At 59.2% G+C, this 16,003-nt stretch carries 12 protein-coding genes and 1 CRISPR repeat array; of the genes, 5 read left to right on the top strand and 7 right to left on the bottom strand.

Annotated features, from left to right (window positions below; genetic code table 11):
- Window positions 1-63 precede the first annotated feature (63 nt).
- Window positions 64-636 carry a hypothetical protein gene (locus F6X40_RS10240; protein ID WP_187627709.1) on the bottom strand — a complete coding sequence of 191 codons (573 nt, stop codon included), beginning with the start codon at window positions 634-636 and terminating at the stop codon, window positions 64-66.
- A gap of 201 nt (window positions 637-837) precedes the next feature.
- On the opposite strand from F6X40_RS10240, the gene F6X40_RS10245 reads away from it, so the two are divergent.
- The 4 genes from F6X40_RS10245 (at window position 838) to F6X40_RS10260 (ending at window position 4,813) form a co-directional block, all read left to right on the top strand.
- Window positions 838-1,647 (top strand): hypothetical protein, encoded by an 810-nt coding sequence (locus F6X40_RS10245; RefSeq protein ID WP_187627710.1) that lies wholly within the window; start codon window positions 838-840, stop codon window positions 1,645-1,647.
- Window positions 1,648-2,753: 1,106 nt separating this feature from the next.
- On the top strand, window positions 2,754-3,200 hold the full coding sequence (locus tag F6X40_RS10250) for a DUF551 domain-containing protein (RefSeq protein WP_187627711.1): 447 nt from the start codon (window positions 2,754-2,756) through the stop codon (window positions 3,198-3,200).
- Window positions 3,201-3,846: 646 nt separating this feature from the next.
- Window positions 3,847-4,293 (top strand): hypothetical protein, encoded by a 447-nt coding sequence (locus F6X40_RS10255; RefSeq protein WP_187627712.1) that lies wholly within the window; start codon window positions 3,847-3,849, stop codon window positions 4,291-4,293.
- A 127-nt stretch (window positions 4,294-4,420) separates the two neighbouring features.
- Window positions 4,421-4,813 (top strand): hypothetical protein, encoded by a 393-nt coding sequence (locus F6X40_RS10260; RefSeq protein WP_187627713.1) that lies wholly within the window; start codon window positions 4,421-4,423, stop codon window positions 4,811-4,813.
- 174 nt (window positions 4,814-4,987) lie between these two features.
- Here F6X40_RS10260 and F6X40_RS10265 read toward each other — a convergent pair whose 3' ends face one another.
- Window positions 4,988-6,022 (bottom strand): hypothetical protein, encoded by a 1,035-nt coding sequence (locus F6X40_RS10265; RefSeq protein WP_187627714.1) that lies wholly within the window; start codon window positions 6,020-6,022, stop codon window positions 4,988-4,990.
- A 422-nt stretch (window positions 6,023-6,444) separates the two neighbouring features.
- Between F6X40_RS10265 and cas3 the strand changes: the two genes are divergently transcribed.
- On the top strand, window positions 6,445-9,045 hold the full coding sequence (gene cas3, locus F6X40_RS43480) for a CRISPR-associated helicase Cas3' (RefSeq protein WP_410452393.1): 2,601 nt from the start codon (window positions 6,445-6,447) through the stop codon (window positions 9,043-9,045).
- 1,511 nt (window positions 9,046-10,556) lie between these two features.
- Here the strand turns inward: cas3 and cas6e are convergent.
- From cas6e to casA, 5 genes are all read right to left on the bottom strand, one after another.
- Entirely contained in the window at window positions 10,557-11,207 is a 651-nt protein-coding gene (gene cas6e / locus F6X40_RS10275) for a type I-E CRISPR-associated protein Cas6/Cse3/CasE (protein ID WP_187627715.1), read from the bottom strand.
- Window positions 11,189-11,914, bottom strand: a complete 726-nt coding sequence (gene cas5e, locus F6X40_RS10280; protein ID WP_187627716.1) for a type I-E CRISPR-associated protein Cas5/CasD — start codon at window positions 11,912-11,914, stop codon at window positions 11,189-11,191. Before cas5e ends, cas6e begins: the two co-directional genes overlap by 19 nt.
- Window positions 11,915-11,923: 9 nt before the next feature.
- Complete coding sequence (cas7e, locus tag F6X40_RS10285) at window positions 11,924-13,054, bottom strand: type I-E CRISPR-associated protein Cas7/Cse4/CasC (protein WP_187627717.1); 1,131 nt, start codon at window positions 13,052-13,054, stop codon at window positions 11,924-11,926.
- A gap of 89 nt (window positions 13,055-13,143) precedes the next feature.
- On the bottom strand, window positions 13,144-13,650 hold the full coding sequence (gene casB / locus F6X40_RS10290) for a type I-E CRISPR-associated protein Cse2/CasB (RefSeq protein ID WP_187627718.1): 507 nt from the start codon (window positions 13,648-13,650) through the stop codon (window positions 13,144-13,146).
- The gene (casA, locus tag F6X40_RS10295; protein ID WP_187627719.1) at window positions 13,647-15,149 is read right to left on the bottom strand and encodes a type I-E CRISPR-associated protein Cse1/CasA; all 1,503 of its coding nucleotides are present in this window, start codon (window positions 15,147-15,149) and stop codon (window positions 13,647-13,649) included. Before casA ends, casB begins: the two co-directional genes overlap by 4 nt.
- A 340-nt stretch (window positions 15,150-15,489) precedes the next feature.
- Window positions 15,490-15,946: a CRISPR direct-repeat array (repeat unit 29 nt; unit sequence GTCGACCCTGCGGGAGCAGGGATAGCTCG).
- Window positions 15,947-16,003: the final 57 nt, after the last annotated feature.

Here is a 16,003-nt window from a genome sequence, read left to right on the forward strand (position 1 = left end):
CAATGCCGGCGAGGCCTGTGGGGGCGACCGCTCTCGTGACCCGTGTTCCATCCGGGGAAGCCGCTAATTTTTGCATGCGCCAGCCGGCCTTGCGCGCGGGACAGCCGGAGGCCTCAACGGGGACGCGCGCGGCCTGAAGGCGTAGAGAAGGAGGTTGGGGACAAACTTGGCGCCAAGGCAATGGCGGCAATAGACGTCGCTGTTCGCGAGCGCAAGAGCAAATGCGTCGTTTCCGAGTTTCTCGCGACGAACTTCATGGACGGGCGGCCCCTCGTATCCGGGCTTACGGTACAGATACAGTTCCCCACCGGCGTCTTTGAGACACCTGCAGCAGTGCCTACCCGCGAGATAGCTGTCGGTCGCATCTGTGTACGTCTGCTTGACGACCTTGTTGCGGGTGCTGACCCGCGTGAGGTACTCGTCCCGATTCTCTGCGTAGTGGTCCTTGGTGTACGCGTTCTTGCAGGCTTTACACTTGGTGTGGAGCGTGCCGAGCGCCTTGTTCTTGAAGCTGAATTCGGACTTGGGCTTGATTTCCTTGCAGGTTCCGCAGCGCTTCGTTGCGGAGGGGAGAGCCGGGAAGGGCGACAGTTCGCCGGCCGCTCGAAGGGCGGCGGGGGATTGAACGAAGTCCAATGCGAAAATCCTGAAATGTGAAGGCGGAACCGGGCCGCCGGGCATCTTTCAAATCAGATGGCCCCGGAGACGGCTCGCTGTAAAACTGACGCACCGATTCTAACCTCATGGCCCGTAAAGAGTCGAGCAGCAAGTGTAAAGATTGAGTTTCTGTGAAGGTTTTCAGCCACGTTGCGCGCCGTAAAGCCGTATAATAGTGGCATGACCTCTGCCGCCCTGATGGAAAATTGCCTCCGCTGGAATCGGACCCGTGCAAGCTATCGTCCGGCCGGCGAGGTATTTGACACAACCCGCGCCGAAGTTGTGGGCCTCGACGAATCAGACGCCAAGCTGTTTGTCAAGGCGCATCACTACAGCGGCTCTTATCCAGCCGCCCGGTTTCGCGCCGGGATTGTGGTCAAGCCGCCATTTGCGCCCGCCTACCTTGGGGGTGTTGCGGTGTTTTCGGTTCCGATGACCCAAAGCGTAATTCCTGCGACGCTGGCGCTGGCACCCGCACACGGCGTCGAGTTGGGGCGCTTCGTATTGCTGGATTCTCTTGAGGCTAACGCGGAAACCTGGTTTCTGGGCCGCGCATTTCGTCTCCTGAAGAGGCATCTCCCGGAGGTAAAGGGCGTGGTCGCGTACTGCGACCCGGTCGAACGCAGAAATGCGGCCGGAGAGCTGGTCAAGCGCAGTCACACCGGTACCATTTACCGAGCCCACAACGCAATTTACAGAGGGCAGGGTAAGGGCAGGACACTGTGGCTACTACCCAATGGGCAAGTTGCGTCGGAGCGGGCCCTGTCCAAATTGCGCTCAGGGGAATGTGGCACTGAGTACGCCGCGCGTCAATTGTTGGAGCAAGGCGCACCGGCTCGCCTGTTCGCCGAATCAGGCGCGGACTGGATTGAACGGCTGAAAAATACCGGGTTTTTGCAGCCACTCGCGCATCCCGGCAACCATCGATTTGTCTGGCGGCTAGACGGAGCACGGCTATCGCCCGACTCTGGCACGCGCAGGCCGGAGTAGAACGAACCACTCCACCCCCCCGGCACATGCGTACTTTTGGGAAGGGGCTTCTCGATTATGGCGCGAAGCTCCGCTTGGGCGGGGACGGTTCCCCGCCAACTCCTTCTCGGTTCCAACGAGCACCCTCGCACCAGGGCGGGCGTCGTACGCACGTCCCTGTCAAATTCAAGGTTGGCTTTGTGGCGCCGGTGCAGCAGCCTTTGGCTCGCGGGTGGGAGGGGGACGGAAAGGCGCGGCGCGCCGACGCTTTTTTTTGTAAAAACGCCGGACTAGCGTCGACTTTGCAAATCGTCCACTGGTTGTGAAGCGCGAGGGGCGCGGGGCAAAAATTATTAAGACGCAGGCCGGCGGGGATTGGGGTTTCGTCCGAGGCGGCCTCTAAATTTGCTATTTCAGCTAGTTTAGCTGTACAGCAAAAATAGGCAAAACGCCAAAAGTAAGACGTTTTGTCGGCGCACATGCGCGAAGGGGCCGTGCAAGGGCGGCTTCTGCTGGCAGGCGGACGGTAGAAGAAAAAAACACCGGCGCATCCTCAACGAATGGCCGGCTTTCAATCAGGGGACGGTCACTGGCAGAGGCTGTCAGCGAAAGTAATGGTGGGCGACCGGTTGCGGTATCGCTTCGCAGTTCACCCATTTGCTGCGGAAGTGGCTTTTCAGGAAGTCCGTTGCCTCGTCTCTCGACATCGCCTTTCCAACTCGGCGCGAAATTCGGCCGGTTGAGTCGGCAACGCAAGGGTAAAACTGACCCTCTTTCACAGACAGGGCGGGTAAAACTTTGGGGTTTTGCGGTGACATAAGTCTCTTCCTCAAGTGGCTCAGTAGCTGAACCGGGTTATGGCCTCAATGCTGTATAGGGCTTCCAGGCGGGCACGGCTACGCCGACTGCGGAATTCGGTTCAGGTTGAGTGACGTAATCGAGTTCCCCAGCGGCCCGGGTTCGCCCGGTATTACCGCTTCGCGCCAGCCCGGCCGGCCTCCGAGTGTTCGCTGTTGCGCCCGCGCCCTCGTGGGGGGCCGTCTGACCGAGACGGACCCCTGAGCTATACAAAATGGTCCGCTAAGCAAGCGACCATTCGCTGTTCACAATTGCAAGGAGGGCATTTCTTGAACGCTTCAGAAGACTTGGGACAACTCATCGCAGACGCGGCAGAAGGGAAGGTGATAACGGTTTTCGCGGAGCCCACGGCACGTCGCGACGCCATTATCGAAGCGCATCTGGGGAGTCTCTTCCCAGAAGGACATCCGCAACGCAAGCAGGTGCTGGCGGCAGCCCACCGGATTGTGGAAGAGTGTTTTCCTCAGATTCCCGGAATATCGACGGACGGCTGGATTCCACTTAGCGAGCGGATGCCGGCAGAGGGCCTCGAGGTGTTCACGCTGACGGAGCACCCTGACGCGGCGGGCGACGCCATCGATACGGACTGGCTCGAGCAGGGCTTTTTCGCGGGTAACAAGGGCCGACCAACGCATTGGCGGCCGAAGTACCCCGAAGTTGTGCATCCCCCGCGCAACTACGACCGTGAGTTCGCGGAGGCGGTCAGCTCCCTCTGACACCTCCGGGAAGCTGATTTATCTAAGCCCCGTCCGCATCTTCGCGGCGGGGCCTTTTCTCGGGCCAGCAACTCGGTCGCTACATAGGCTGTAAGGGTGCAGATTTTCGAACGACCTAACTTGAGGACACTAAACAAATGCGACTTACAGAAGACCAGATGCAGGGGCCAACCCCCGAGGCGAAGGCAATTCAATTCGCTCAGGAGACCGCGCTTCACGCGTATTACGATGCATCGAACAGGGCCAGACTCGAGAATCGAACTGACTGCCCGGTAAAAGTGGCGGCGCTGGCTACCTACAACGATACCGTGACCCGGCTCATCGCGCTGCTCGGGCCCGAGGCTCACTGCAGGCGGTGTCGATAGCGAACTGTATGATTCGTTCTCTGACTTTTACAAGAGCGAGGTGGGTTGCCGTCCCCGGTTCCACATCACGCGCGACGGCGTTCTTGAGTGGATGCGGAATCACGGCGGCCGTTGCTAAAGTTCGGCGCACTTCCTGATTGGCCCGGCGTTGTTTATACGACGCTGGGCCTCTTGTTTTTCCACCGCGACCGCAGGGTTGCGCAGGCGGGGTCGCCGTGGCGCCCCCGAGCCGCTTTCCATGCACGTCGGCTATACACAGCAGGCCAACAAGGAGATTTTCAATGAAAGTGGTACCGTATCTGATGGCTTCAGAAGCCGTGGCGCGCCTTCAAGCCCTCGGGGATGTTGTAGGAGGGGAGGACCCTGTGCTTATCTGGAGCCGTAAAGCCCGAGAGTTTCGGCGTTGCACTATCAAGCTGGTGCGTGCCGGAAAGGGCGATGTGTACCACGCGGTCAGTCGGGGTGGTCAGCCGGTCATCGTTGCAACGGCGGACGATTCTTTGACGCCGGTGCTGTCGACTGATTCGGCCGTGACCCGCATCAAGGCGCTTGTGCTGGAGGCGGGCGTTCAGGACCTGCCGTTTCTCGCTGGGGCTTCGCGCCCCGGGGAGTTCGTTCTGTGTGACCTCTGGTCCGGCAGGGTCGGACTTTCGGACATGTTCCGTAGCGTTACGCGCGGCGGCCGGCCGATTGTTCAGGTGGCGCTGAACCCGCCCACGAAGAACTGATGTTCTCATTCATCCGCAGGCTCGCGCTGCGGATTTTCTTTCGCGTGCTCGGGCAGTCTCTCGTTTTCCGGTCGCGTCGAAGGCCTGCTCGCTACACGGGAGTAGGTCAACTAAAGAGGAATACTCCATGTCAAAGCATGTTCTGGTGTTCATGGGTTCGCGTTGTCACGGTTGGAAGCACTTTGAGAATCTTCACGCCATTCTTGATTACGTCCCCGACGCAGCGCAGCTTGTGGAAATGGTGCAGGCGTTTATTGGCGCTACGGGCGATGAGACCGATGTCGACTGGGTGGATGTGCTGGTTAAGGAGCAGGGCGCAGTTCCGCAGCAACTGTACTGGGAACTCGACCACGCCGATTCTGCGGATGAACTCCGCGCAAACGGCTTTTCGAACATATTCCAACTCGGGGGAAGCGCGAGCAATCCCGCACACGACGGCATCTACTACGGTATTTGCGAGATGACGCGGGTAGGCCCGTCTCGATACGCGGCAGGACGGTACGAGTACGCACCCAAGTAGCTCGTTGACGGCAAGCAGATGATTTTAGGCGCCCGGAGGTCTCTGACTTCGGGCGCTTTCTTTCGCCAGCGTAAGGCGGCCGGGTGCACAAGTGCTTGCTACAGATGAGCGTCAGGCTGGCAAAGAAAAGCTGGCGAAGACCCGGAGGTTTCGCCAGCGAAATGAAAGTGCGTATTACGACGTGGCCGCAGCGTCGTTTCCTGCCCGGCGCTCCATCCGCTCCCTCAACTCCGTGAGTGTTGGATTGAGACCCAGATATCCTTCCTCGTAGTCGGTTGACGCGAACACGTATTCGGTCGGCTCGCATTCCGGGTCGGCTGACGCCGGAATCGCGAACGTGTCGACTGCGATGCCGTAGGCGTGCCCGTTCAGATACTCGTTGTAGTCCTCCAGCGCCTCCCGCGCATATTTCTCGCACAGGAGCACGATTGCCTTCCGTGTGTACGCTTCTTCAGCAAGGGAAGCGTTGCCAAGCCAGTAGTCGCGGGTGGCTTTCACAGCGGCGTTAAACGACTCGTACGTACCAACGACGACGCCATTGTGGATAACCTCGTGAACATTCTTGGAACCGTCGAACCGGTGTCCGAACGTCACACCCTGGGGCTGGAACATCGCTTCGTACAGGTACTTCTCCAGCTCAGCGTCCGGCACCCATACAGCATCAGCGGAGAACTTCTCCAAGTCGCCCGTCAGACAGTGCTGGTCGACTCGATACTCGATTGCTCCGTGTTCGTACTTGTCCAACCTCACGGCAAACGGGTTGCCGACTGCGCCTGAGCGGCGGGCGCGCCGCCAAGCGGTCAGCCATTGTTCTTCCGACAGGTCCCCGGCGGTGCTGCCCGCCCGTGCTGCCATCTCTGCAGCAATGGCTTGGACGGCCGGGTGTTCGAAGTTGGGGTGGCGGAAGATGTCGAGTCCCAAGACCTCCAACAGCCTGCCAGACTCATCTCGGGGAGGCATTGCATAGATTTTGCCAACGGCATCGTCATCGGTCGGGTCTTGAGCATCCTCTTCGACCAGATAACCGATGAAAGCAGTCCGGCCTTTCACCGCCACCTGCGCTCCGCCCCAAGGGCGGCGCGAGAGCGCCAGGGCCTGGCCATCGACGTCGATGGTGTACTGCGTGCTCTCTTTGACGTACGCGAAATGGATTGATGTTTGCATAATGTTGTCCTCTTTTTTGGGTTGTCCTACATCCGTATAGCTCACGACTCGGGGCTTTTGTAAAGACAGTCACCGGGACGGTCGGCATTTTGTTAAGATTCCGTGGCTTTACAAAAACGTCGCTCCGGTTACCGCTTGCGGCGGCTCCACGGATGCCCTGACGGTTGAGCGTGACTTAGCTCGTGGTCAGCAATCCATCGACCTTTTCTACGGTCGTCCTGCGCGAGCAGGGATAGCTCGCTCACACACATCCTTGAGCAGGCGAAGATGCAGTCCCCCCGCGTATGCAGGGATAGCTCGACCCGGATGCTGGCACAGGTCCGCGATACAGCGTCCGCCCTGCGCGAGCAGGGATAGCTCGCATTCAACGACCCGGGGGTGGGCGCGTAGAGCGAATGCCTTGCGTGAGCAGCGATACGCCACCGGGAGCAGTGCACCAAGCAGGATACGAAACAAATGGAAGGCATATGGACTATCTGAACTTTTGGGGTAAAGCCCACCCCTTGCCTGAAGCGCGCTCCGTCGGTGCGGACTGGCATCCGTTGGCATATCATTCTTTGGATGTTGCAGCGGTAGTGGGGGTCTTTCTCGAAACAAACCCTGCCGTCTTGCGCAGGCTTTCCATCTTGCTTGCCTTACCCGAGAGCGATACTCGCCACCTTTCAATGTTTTTGGCGGCGTGTCACGATGTGGGTAAATTTGGCATCCCTTTCCAGTCCAAGGCTGATGAGGCGTTTTCGGTCCTGTTCCCGGGCGAACGTCGGGTGGTGGAAGGGGAGCCTCACTCCGAGGTAGGGCTGACGACACTGCTGGAGTTCTTGGCCGCCCATTGGATGTCTTCGGACGAGGCCGAACAATCCGAGGCGTTTCTGGAGCCGTTGGCCAATGCGACTTGCGGGCATCACGGCCGACCCGAATCGCTACGCGTGCGGCCACTCAAAGGCCTTTCGGGCAGGGCCGCCAACGCTTACCTAGTAGAAGTAGCACGCCTCTTCGGACAACCGGCACTACCTTGGCGAGAGCTTCCTGACCCGCAGCGTTTGCGGGATGCGTCCTGGCTGCTAGCCGGTGTTGTCACCCTGTGCGACTGGGTCGGTTCTTCGCAGGACTTTTTCCCGTATCAACTGCCACTTCAGAGCCTCGACGACTACTTGTCCGACACTCTGAATCGAGCGGAGGTCGCTGTAAGCAAATGCGGACTGGTTGAGAAGCCGCGCAGTTCGCGCTTCGGATTCGACTGGTTGTTTGGGGCGGCGCGGGCACTATGCGAACCGGGCTACGCGGCAAAATCGCCGACACCGCTGCAGGATTTTGTAGATACCGTGGCGTTACCGTCCACGCCAGAACCCGTTTTATTCGTACTGGAAGACGAGACTGGCGCTGGCAAGACAGAAGCGGCCCTTACTTTGGCATCTCGTTTGATGTCAAACGGATTCGCGCGTGGCGTGTTCTTCTCATTGCCGACGCAGACTACGGCAAATGCCGTTTTTGAGCGGGTCGAGCCGCTCGTCAGTCGATTGTTCGAGCCGGGCCACCAACCTATCGTGACGTTGGCGCATGGGCAGGCGAAGACGGCTCTTGCTCGTATGAGGGCTTCACGCGCGCAGCCCGGTACTGTCTCGTCGGAGCTTGATTCATGGGCGCAAGAAAGCGCCAAGACGGCCCTCCTGTCCGACGTGGGAGTAGGGACGATAGACCAAGTTGTCATGGCGGGACTGCCTGTTCGCCACGTCGTACTTCGTCATGTGGGCTTGGCCGAGAAGGTCTTGATAGTCGATGAGGCACACGCTTGTGAGCCGTACCTCCTCGATATTCTCAAGAACGCGCTCACGCAACATGCGCGGCTAGGGGGCAGCGCCATTATTCTGTCGGCAACACTTCCGCGTACGACCAAGCAGGCGCTTATCAAAGCGTTCGCGCGCGGAAAGGGCGGGCCGACTCCGACGCCACTTCTCGAGAACGCATATCCGCTGGCTACCGCTTTTTCGGGTCTGGCCCAGCTAGAGAAACCAATCCACGCCAAAGGGACTCCGCGCACGTTGTCGTTTGAACGCATTGGTGAAGCCGACGCTATCGAAAAAATCGGTGAGCTACTGGAAGCGGGCAGGTGTGTCTGCCTGATGCGCAATACCGTAGGCTCGGCGCAAGCAGCGTACGACCTGTTTGCGGAGCGGTACCCTGGAAAGGTGTCGCTTGTTCACGCCCGTTTCATGCTGGGCGATAGAGGGGCCAATGACGAGGCATTGCTGCGGTCATTCGGTAAGAACTCTACCCAAGCGACGCGGGCCGGCCGATTGGTGATTGCTACCCAGGTAGCAGAGCAGTCGTTGGACGTGGATTTTGACGAGATGTTCACCGACCTCGCGCCCGTTGATAGCTTGTTGCAGCGCGCCGGTCGGCGCCGCCGGCATCCGCGCGACACGCAAGGTAATCCTGCGGAACTGGACGCACGAGCGCCCAGTCCGCTGTATGTGATTATGCCGGCCAGCGTGGACGGCGAGCGGTTCTTAAACGACTTGCCCGGCGGCACAGTGTACGTGTATCCGATGCCCGGGGTCTTGCTGAGAACTGCCCAGATTGTTAAGGATTGGCAGAGACTGCAAATTCCTAGTGAGGTGCGGCGGGCGGTCGAGTACGCGTACGATGAGCGTGCGACGGTGCCGAGCCCTATGGAGGGTGCGGAAAAACGCGCGCAGGGTAGGACCTCGGCGGCACAGCAGCACGCCCGCGTCAGCATGCTTCGTCTTGACTGTGGGTACAGTACAGAGGCCGGCATTGAGACGTCCGAGCGGAGCGTGACGCGACTGGGAGAGGCTTCTGTTCAGGTCGTTCTCTGCGATACTGCTGCCAGTCCTCAGCCACTGTTTCGGTCGAAGCGTGACGGAGCTGTCTTGTCTCAGATTTCGTTGAGAGCGCGGTTGATTGGGGAGCCTGTCCAGAATGACGGTCGCGTGTACCTCCGAATGTCCGAGGTTGCGCAAGGCACTTGGCGTGCTCAAGTACGCGACGCGCGGGGAAAGGTGTTCACTGCGCGCTATAGTCGGGAGAGAGGCTTTTCCTTAGAGTAGCCGCCCTGCGTGAGCAGGGATAGCTCGACGCCGTGCCGAGGGTAGGGGCGAAGGAAGGCGTCCGCCCTGCGTGAGCGGGGATTGCTCGCTGTGGCTGCCATATCCCGGGCCGAACTCTATGTCCATCCTGCGTAAGCAGGGATAGCTCGATGCCTTCCTCGTGGGTCCAGGGCCGTTCATCGTCCGCCCTGCGTGAGCAGGGATAGCTCGTCGAGCGACTCGCCGGCACTATCCAGATGGGAGTCCGCCCTGCGTGAGCAGGGATAGCTCGAACACCAGTCGTTCGTACATGGCTCACGCTTCGTCCGCCCTGCGTGAGCAGGGATAGCTCGCCGACGCCGTGCGCGCGCGAACGAACGTTACTGTCCGCCCTGCGTGAGCATAGCTCGAGCTCCTTCATCGGGACCTTGGTCAGCTGCCGGTCCGCCCTGCGTGAGCAGGGATAGCTCGGTTTTCAAGTCCATGTGGACTGGCGATACCGGGTCCGCCCTGCGTGAGCAGGGATAGCCCGAAAAAGAACACGACGAGGGCGCTGCCACGAGCTATCCCTGCGTGAGCAGGGATAGCTCGTGGCAGCGTAGTACGGGAAGGGGTACCCGGCCGTCCGCCCTGCGTGAGCAGGGATAGCTCGTTTTACGAGTACGAAGCGCAGGCCAGCAACGGGTCCGCCCTGCGTGAGCAGGGATAGCTCGGGCTTGATAACGGCGACGCGCCGATTGAAGAAGTCCGCCCTGCGTGAGCAGGGATAGCTCGCAATGCGGTCCCGCGCCGTGGGCGTCGCGGAAGTCCGCCCTGCGTGAGCAGGGATAGCTCGTCCGCAATCCCGCGAATAGTCGGCGAGATATTGTCCGCCCTGCGTGAGCAGGGATAGCTCGGCGTGCAGCCCTATATTCAGGATGACCCGCGCGTCCGCCCTGCGTGAGCAGGGATAGCTCGTAGTCCATAAACCACCACATGCCCGGCGTCAGGTCCGCCCTGCGTGAGCAGGGATAGCTCGGGCAATAGATGAATTCAGTGAATCGGAAATCCGTCCGCCCTGCGTGAGCAGGGATAGCTCGCAGACGCTGGCCGCGCACCGTGCCCAGCTCGAGTCCGCCCTGCGTGAGCAGGGATAGCTCGATAACGAAGCCGCAGGGGATGAGGTCTTTTCAGTCCGCCCTGCGTGAGCAGGGATAGCCCGTAAGCCGCCAAAAGCGGGCCTTCGGGTTTCGGGTCCGCCCTGCGTGAGCAGGGATAGCTCGGGGAACACGTGCGCGCACCTCGTCAAGTAGTCGTTCGCCCTGCATGAGCAGGGATAGCGGCCCGGAGGGTCAAAGACGCCGTGGCGCCCGAGCTTTACGTCCGCCCTGCGTGAGCAGGGCGGACTTGCATGAGCAGGTATTGCTCGAACGAAGCGCTGAAGGCGTAGGCGTCGTAGCGTGGATAGTTCCAGACACCGCACAGGCCTCGAGTCGGCCGGCGCCTGTTGCCTTAAGCAGAAATAGCCTCCGACTGGGGAGGCATGGAATCTGTCACCTGACAGGCCTAACAAGCATTAAGCCCATGCCAGCGAAGCGCGTCTTGCCAAAGCCTGCAAGGTGTCTCGCGAGGAACGACTCGGGATTGGTGACCTCGAGTGTTCCTTCCATGTCCAGAACAGGGACTTTGAACGGTTGTTCTTTTTCCCTAATTGTGACGCAGTGGTAGTTGCTTGCGGCGGAGTCGACCAAGCGAAACCCCGCATTCTCGCTTCGGGCCGATAGCCATTGCGACGCGGCCATTTGGGCTACTTGCTGCACTGGAACCCGGCCTTCGAACTCGCGATATTTTTCCATCACCAAATCTTTGCGCTGGCTGCGTTTTCCTTCCTGAGCCTTGTCCACCGTTACCGCCGCGCGCAACTTGAAGTTCAGCAACTGGCCTTCTCGGAAATCCGGCTGATATGGCTTGACCTTGGCTGTCCAGGGCGCCCGCACGGCGTTGAGCGGCTGTTTTGATAGAACCAGGAGCTCAAGGCCGGCGTCGGTTAAGTCCGCCCGATAAAGGAAATCGCGGGTGGCGCTCTGCGAGCGCCCGGCCAGTTCCCACAGCAGCTGATGCTCGCCGTACTTGCTGGATAAGAACTGTGCGATGCTCGATGCGGCCTCGGCTGACTTCGCCAACCTCAGTTGAGTGATGTGCATGGGACGTCCTCGAATAATGCGGTGCCTTCAAAAACGTCTCGGAGGTCAAAGTGGTTATGCGTAAGCCGAGTCCGAACGTCGCTTTTTCGAATTTTTGCTAGAGGAGATGCCTTGCAAGCGACACGGCCATCCCAGTAGAGCGCCGCCTCCCGGGGCAGCGTTGCCCCCGTTCGCTGCGCCCATTGCCGAAGGGCGTCCTCCGCGAACTCTGTGTCAATCAACAGGGGGGCTGTGTACGCGGATAGAGCGCAGGACTTCCGCCCGAGGTAAAGCGTGAACGCCGGGAAGGACAGGGCTTCGGCTAAATCGTGGAGGGTTGACGCATCACCCGGGACCGCAACTAGCCAATGACCGTCCTGAAGGTATTCTCTACGCGTCACAATGGTCCCGGAATAACCACCCTTGGACCGCTGTTTAACTTCTAGCTCGGCAATCTGCTCCGCTCGAGAATCGGCTTCGCGGTTCACCGGAGACTGGACGGTATGAAAGTCCAGCAGCTTCAGGGGCTCTTTGAGAACGCAGACTGCCATGTGCAGCGAACTGGCGAGTCGCTGAAACGCCTCCGTTTGCTCCCTACGAATGCCCAGCGCTGCGGCTAGCAAGCCAGTTACGGCCGATTTACGGGGCTGCTTGTCCGACAAGCGCATCTCGCCCACGCTGCTGCCAAACGATGACAGCGGTGCTTTTAGCTGAAAGATGAGAAACATGCTGAGGACTCAGACGCCAAGAGCGTCGCAAATAAGCGCTTCGACGTCCGCAAAAGAACCTTGCTGACGGACTCGGTCTACCATCGTGGCTTTGGTTGCCTGACGGGGGAACGCGCTTTCAACGCTATCGCGCGCGGTGAGCAGCGCCGAAATGGCTGTTTCGGTCATCGGCTCTTTGTTCACCGGTGTCAGAAACGCATCGGCGAAGGACCGGGGCTGAGCATTCCCGTGTTCGGCCATCAAAAACGAGGCGTAGGAGCGGGCAGCGAACGAATTCTGCTTGCCACCGGGCGCGACCGTAGCGATAACTTCCGCCAAGGCAACGAGCAACTTCCGGGCTTTCTCGACGTCGCCGCTCAAGTTGCTCAGCAGAAGCGCTAGGTCGACGTTCACATAGCCATAGTAGAGGCCGGAGCCAAAACCATTGGACCCCATGTGACCCGACCCGACCTCATTCAAATCGTCCACAGCGACAAAGAAATCATCGTCAACTACGGATTTATTAACGGTGAACGGGTGCGCGACTTGAACGGCGCCCTCAATAGCCAGCGCGCCGTTCGAAGCAACCATTCGCCCAAACATGGCTACATCGCCGCTGGCTGGCAGTGCCTTGATTTTCTCCGCGACGTCTTCCGCTTTGGCTGGCGTCCCGACTTGGGTCAGGCTGTCGATAACGACTGAACGGATAAACTCTCGTTCCGATTTGCTGAAATAAAACAAATCGCCCTTGAGCGCATCGAGTCCGCCAGATGGTTTCTTCTTGCCGACTTTTTTGCCTTTCGCTGCGTCGGCAGGGTCTTCGCTACCATTTTCTTCACCGGTTTCTTTGCGGGCACCCTCAAAAGCTTCGCGGACCGGCGCAATATGCGCAAGTACGTTTTCCGTAGAGTGTCCCGCCTTTACTAACTCGGCCCCCAATTGAAACCACATTTCGCGACTACGAACGCCTACCTCTCCGGCTAGGGCTTCGTGAACGGCATCGCTGATTCTCCACGCGCGCTTGATGGATTGCGACGAGATGCGCAGGCGCGGCGTGGCACCGAAAACGAAGCTTTTCGGACGCGAAAGGTCATCCCGGTTCAGATTGTTCGCACTGAATGCGGTCAGGAAATGCAGCTGGAGGAAACGCGATTTAGCCACGAGAAATATTCCAGTAAGATTAAAGGCAAGGCCTTCTGGCCTCGACAGAGGTTATCCAAACGATTGGAAAAACTAACGATTTCTTTGTTCTAGGCCGCAGCCTCCTGCGTAAGCCCGTAAAACTCAGAAATCAGCCTTTTTCGGGTGTACGGCAACTGGCTTTCTCTCCAACCGAAGACGATTCGAGCCAAATCGAAAGGGCACACCCTATTGTCGCAATAGCGCACCGCCCGCTGCAGGTGAGTGAATAGCTCCTCCGGCTCCTCACAACGAATCAGCGTACTGAACCGCTGCGCCGAGTAAGGGGAAGTCGAGCTTGCCAGTGCCCGGGCAAGGCGCGTGTTACTGGGTTTTTCGTCCAGCCTTGCGAGCAACAGGACTGCAAGCGCGAGCAGTTCGTCTTTCACCGGGGACTGGTTTGCCTTCAGCTCTTCCTTTATTTGGTGAAAAGCCGGCTCTAACATTGCGTCTAACAGGGATGTGCCACGCCTCAACCGGAAAAAGCTGGGGTCCTGGCTTTGGCGTAAAGCGCTTACTTTGCCCACCACGGTGTTCTCAGCGCGCGGCGAAGTTCGTTGAACTGAGAGATTAGTCATTTCTTTGGATTCAATTTTTTGGATAGATTCACCCGGCGCGAAAGCACTCCACGGGACACCTGTGCGTTGTCGCCGTAATCGACGGTCACTCGGTCAAAGATTTTTAGGGCGGACGCGCAGGCGCTTCTCCTGAAGTCCGTCGCCGCATCAATCGTAATTGGCGTATCCGTAATCGACCGAAGGATAGTTGTAATGGCTCGGCCCAATTCGTCCCACAGCATCTGCCCTGCTTGGGTTGGGCTGGTCACGAGCGGAAGCTCAGGGTTGTCAATTCCCTTTTTGGGGTCTCGGAACAGGGACGCTTTAAGTGCTGCAACAGCTTTTTGCGCGGCCGTGACTAGTTCTCCCGCACTGGTTTTTAGAGCGTCGCGGTTAGCGGGGTCGTGCGGTACCAAAATCGGTGTAACTTCATCAAACCACGCCACCGGCGAATTTTGGTTCATCGCAAAGCCAAAGGCGCGCAAGCGTACTTTCTCGGCCTGATGCCAGTTCAACTGCCCCCACGCAGGTAGGCTATCTTCAAGTCTCGCGCCAATGGTCAAGGCTTGCCAATGTTCGAAACTGAAGCCGTCATTCGGCACTTCGATAGCGCGACCTACTCCCTTGTTCGCGTCAGGCCTCCACCCGGTTCGGGGGTGCTTAATAGCGCCGGCTAACTTGCTTGCCGTCGCCTTCCAAGACAGCGATTCAATGTGTTCTGGATGAATCTCCCCGCAACCGCTGCAAACTTTCCCATCTCGATTGTCGGTGACGTGAAGATGCAAGGCGAGGGGCGTCCACCAAAGGACCCCAAAGCGCCCGAACTCCCCTAAGGGTTTCTCCACTTTCTCGCGGAGGCTGACCTTCGGATTCGTCCACGGAAACGAGTCGAGAATCGACGGCGCATTCTCGCCCTCTAGGCCCGTTTGCGAGTCAAACCAGCCCACAGGTAACAGATTTAGGCAGACCGTTTCCCATAGAGTCGCTCCCTCGATGATAGCGGCTAGCGCACTGAGTGCGCGGGGGCCGACACAATAGCCTTGGCCACCCATCCGTGCATGGCTTTGTACTTGATACAGTGCTACTGGAGTACATTGCAAGCAGAGGGAGGACACGGCGTCTCGGGACACGAAGAGGTCTTTGTTCAGCTTCACCGTATTTGCGCCGGGGGCCTCAAAAAACAAGGCGGAGGCAGGCGATGCCGACTTCGTTTCGAACGGAGCCACTTGCATGAAGCGGGGGCCGTCACCGACAAGCTCAAAAGCGGCGCGCAACCCCTCGAACTGGTCAGGGGTGGGCTGCTTTTTCTGCGACACATACTCCGAGCATTGCAGCCGCGACGCTGGCGCACAGAGCGTTTGAAAAATGTCAATCAAAAGCTCGGTGGCGAGGGCCGAATAGTCAGCTCGAGCGTGCGCGACCCGAAGAAACGGTGAACCCGGCAGGTCGACCGGAGCAATCGTTGTCACTTCCCCCTCGGGTGCTTCGACGGGGAGCCACTTGTCAAAAAGTAGGTTCAAAGACCGGCTCGGGAGTTATTGGTGATTTTTCGCATCCTTTACAACGCAAAGGACGTCGGCGAAAGACTTTACAAAGTATAGGGCATCGGACGTCGGCTTTACAACTGCTAACTGGCTGGGTAGCAAGAAAAGGCTGCGGACCCTCAACCCCAAAATAGATGGCGGCAGGCACAATACGCCCGCCCGGCTGTGCTCCGCGCGATTGCCCCGCGCTGCGCGGTCATAGCGAGTGCGCCAAATCGGCGTTCCCCAGGCGACGGGCGTCATTGCTTCCGGTAGAATTTTCGGTAGAATCAAGGGCGGCTGAAAGCGGCCGTATTTTCAAGGGCTTAGTGAAAGAGTCGACCCTGCGGGAGCAGGGATAGCTCGGGATGCAGCTGGGTGTGGCTTTGCGTTAGGTAGGTCGACCCTGCGGGAGCAGGGATAGCTCGCCGATAGTGCCCCCTACTGCCTGCCCAAGTACGTCGACCCTGCGGGAGCAGGGATAGCTCGTTCCTCAACAACTGGGTTCGAACAAACAAGCGGTCGACCCTGCGTGAGCAGGGATAGCTCGGCCAATCTGCCGGGATTGCGCATGCATGACCTGTCGACCCTGCGTGAGCAGGGATAGCTCGGTGAAGACGCAAACACGGTACAGGGGCGAGGGGTCGACCCTGCGCGAGCAGGGATAGCTCGGCCGGTCACCCTGACTTTACAAAAGACGGGTTGTGGACCCTGCGTGAACAGGGATAGCTCTGACTGAAGCACAATCCTTAAAAAACTGCCGCTGTCGACCCTGCGTGAGCGGGTATAGCTCGCCCCGAGCCGGCCTCGCTACAGGCTGCCTGAGGTCGAGCCTGCTAAGCAGACCTGAC

It is taken from the genome of Paraburkholderia sp. UCT31 (assembly GCF_014397655.1).
In the GTDB taxonomy this organism is placed as follows: Bacteria; Pseudomonadota; Gammaproteobacteria; order Burkholderiales; family Burkholderiaceae; genus Paraburkholderia; species Paraburkholderia tuberum.

Coding starts and splice junctions, on each gene's coding strand:
- F6X40_RS10245 (WP_187627710.1), top strand. CDS start 838: ATGACCTCTGCCGCCCTGATGGAAAATTGCCTCCGCTGGAATCGGACC.
- F6X40_RS10255 (WP_187627712.1), top strand. CDS start 3,847: ATGAAAGTGGTACCGTATCTGATGGCTTCAGAAGCCGTGGCGCGCCTT.
- F6X40_RS10260 (WP_187627713.1), top strand. CDS start 4,421: ATGTCAAAGCATGTTCTGGTGTTCATGGGTTCGCGTTGTCACGGTTGG.
- cas3 (WP_410452393.1), top strand. CDS start 6,445: ATGGACTATCTGAACTTTTGGGGTAAAGCCCACCCCTTGCCTGAAGCG.
- cas6e (WP_187627715.1), bottom strand. CDS start 11,207: ATGCACATCACTCAACTGAGGTTGGCGAAGTCAGCCGAGGCCGCATCG.
- cas5e (WP_187627716.1), bottom strand. CDS start 11,914: ATGTTTCTCATCTTTCAGCTAAAAGCACCGCTGTCATCGTTTGGCAGC.
- casB (WP_187627718.1), bottom strand. CDS start 13,650: ATGACTAATCTCTCAGTTCAACGAACTTCGCCGCGCGCTGAGAACACC.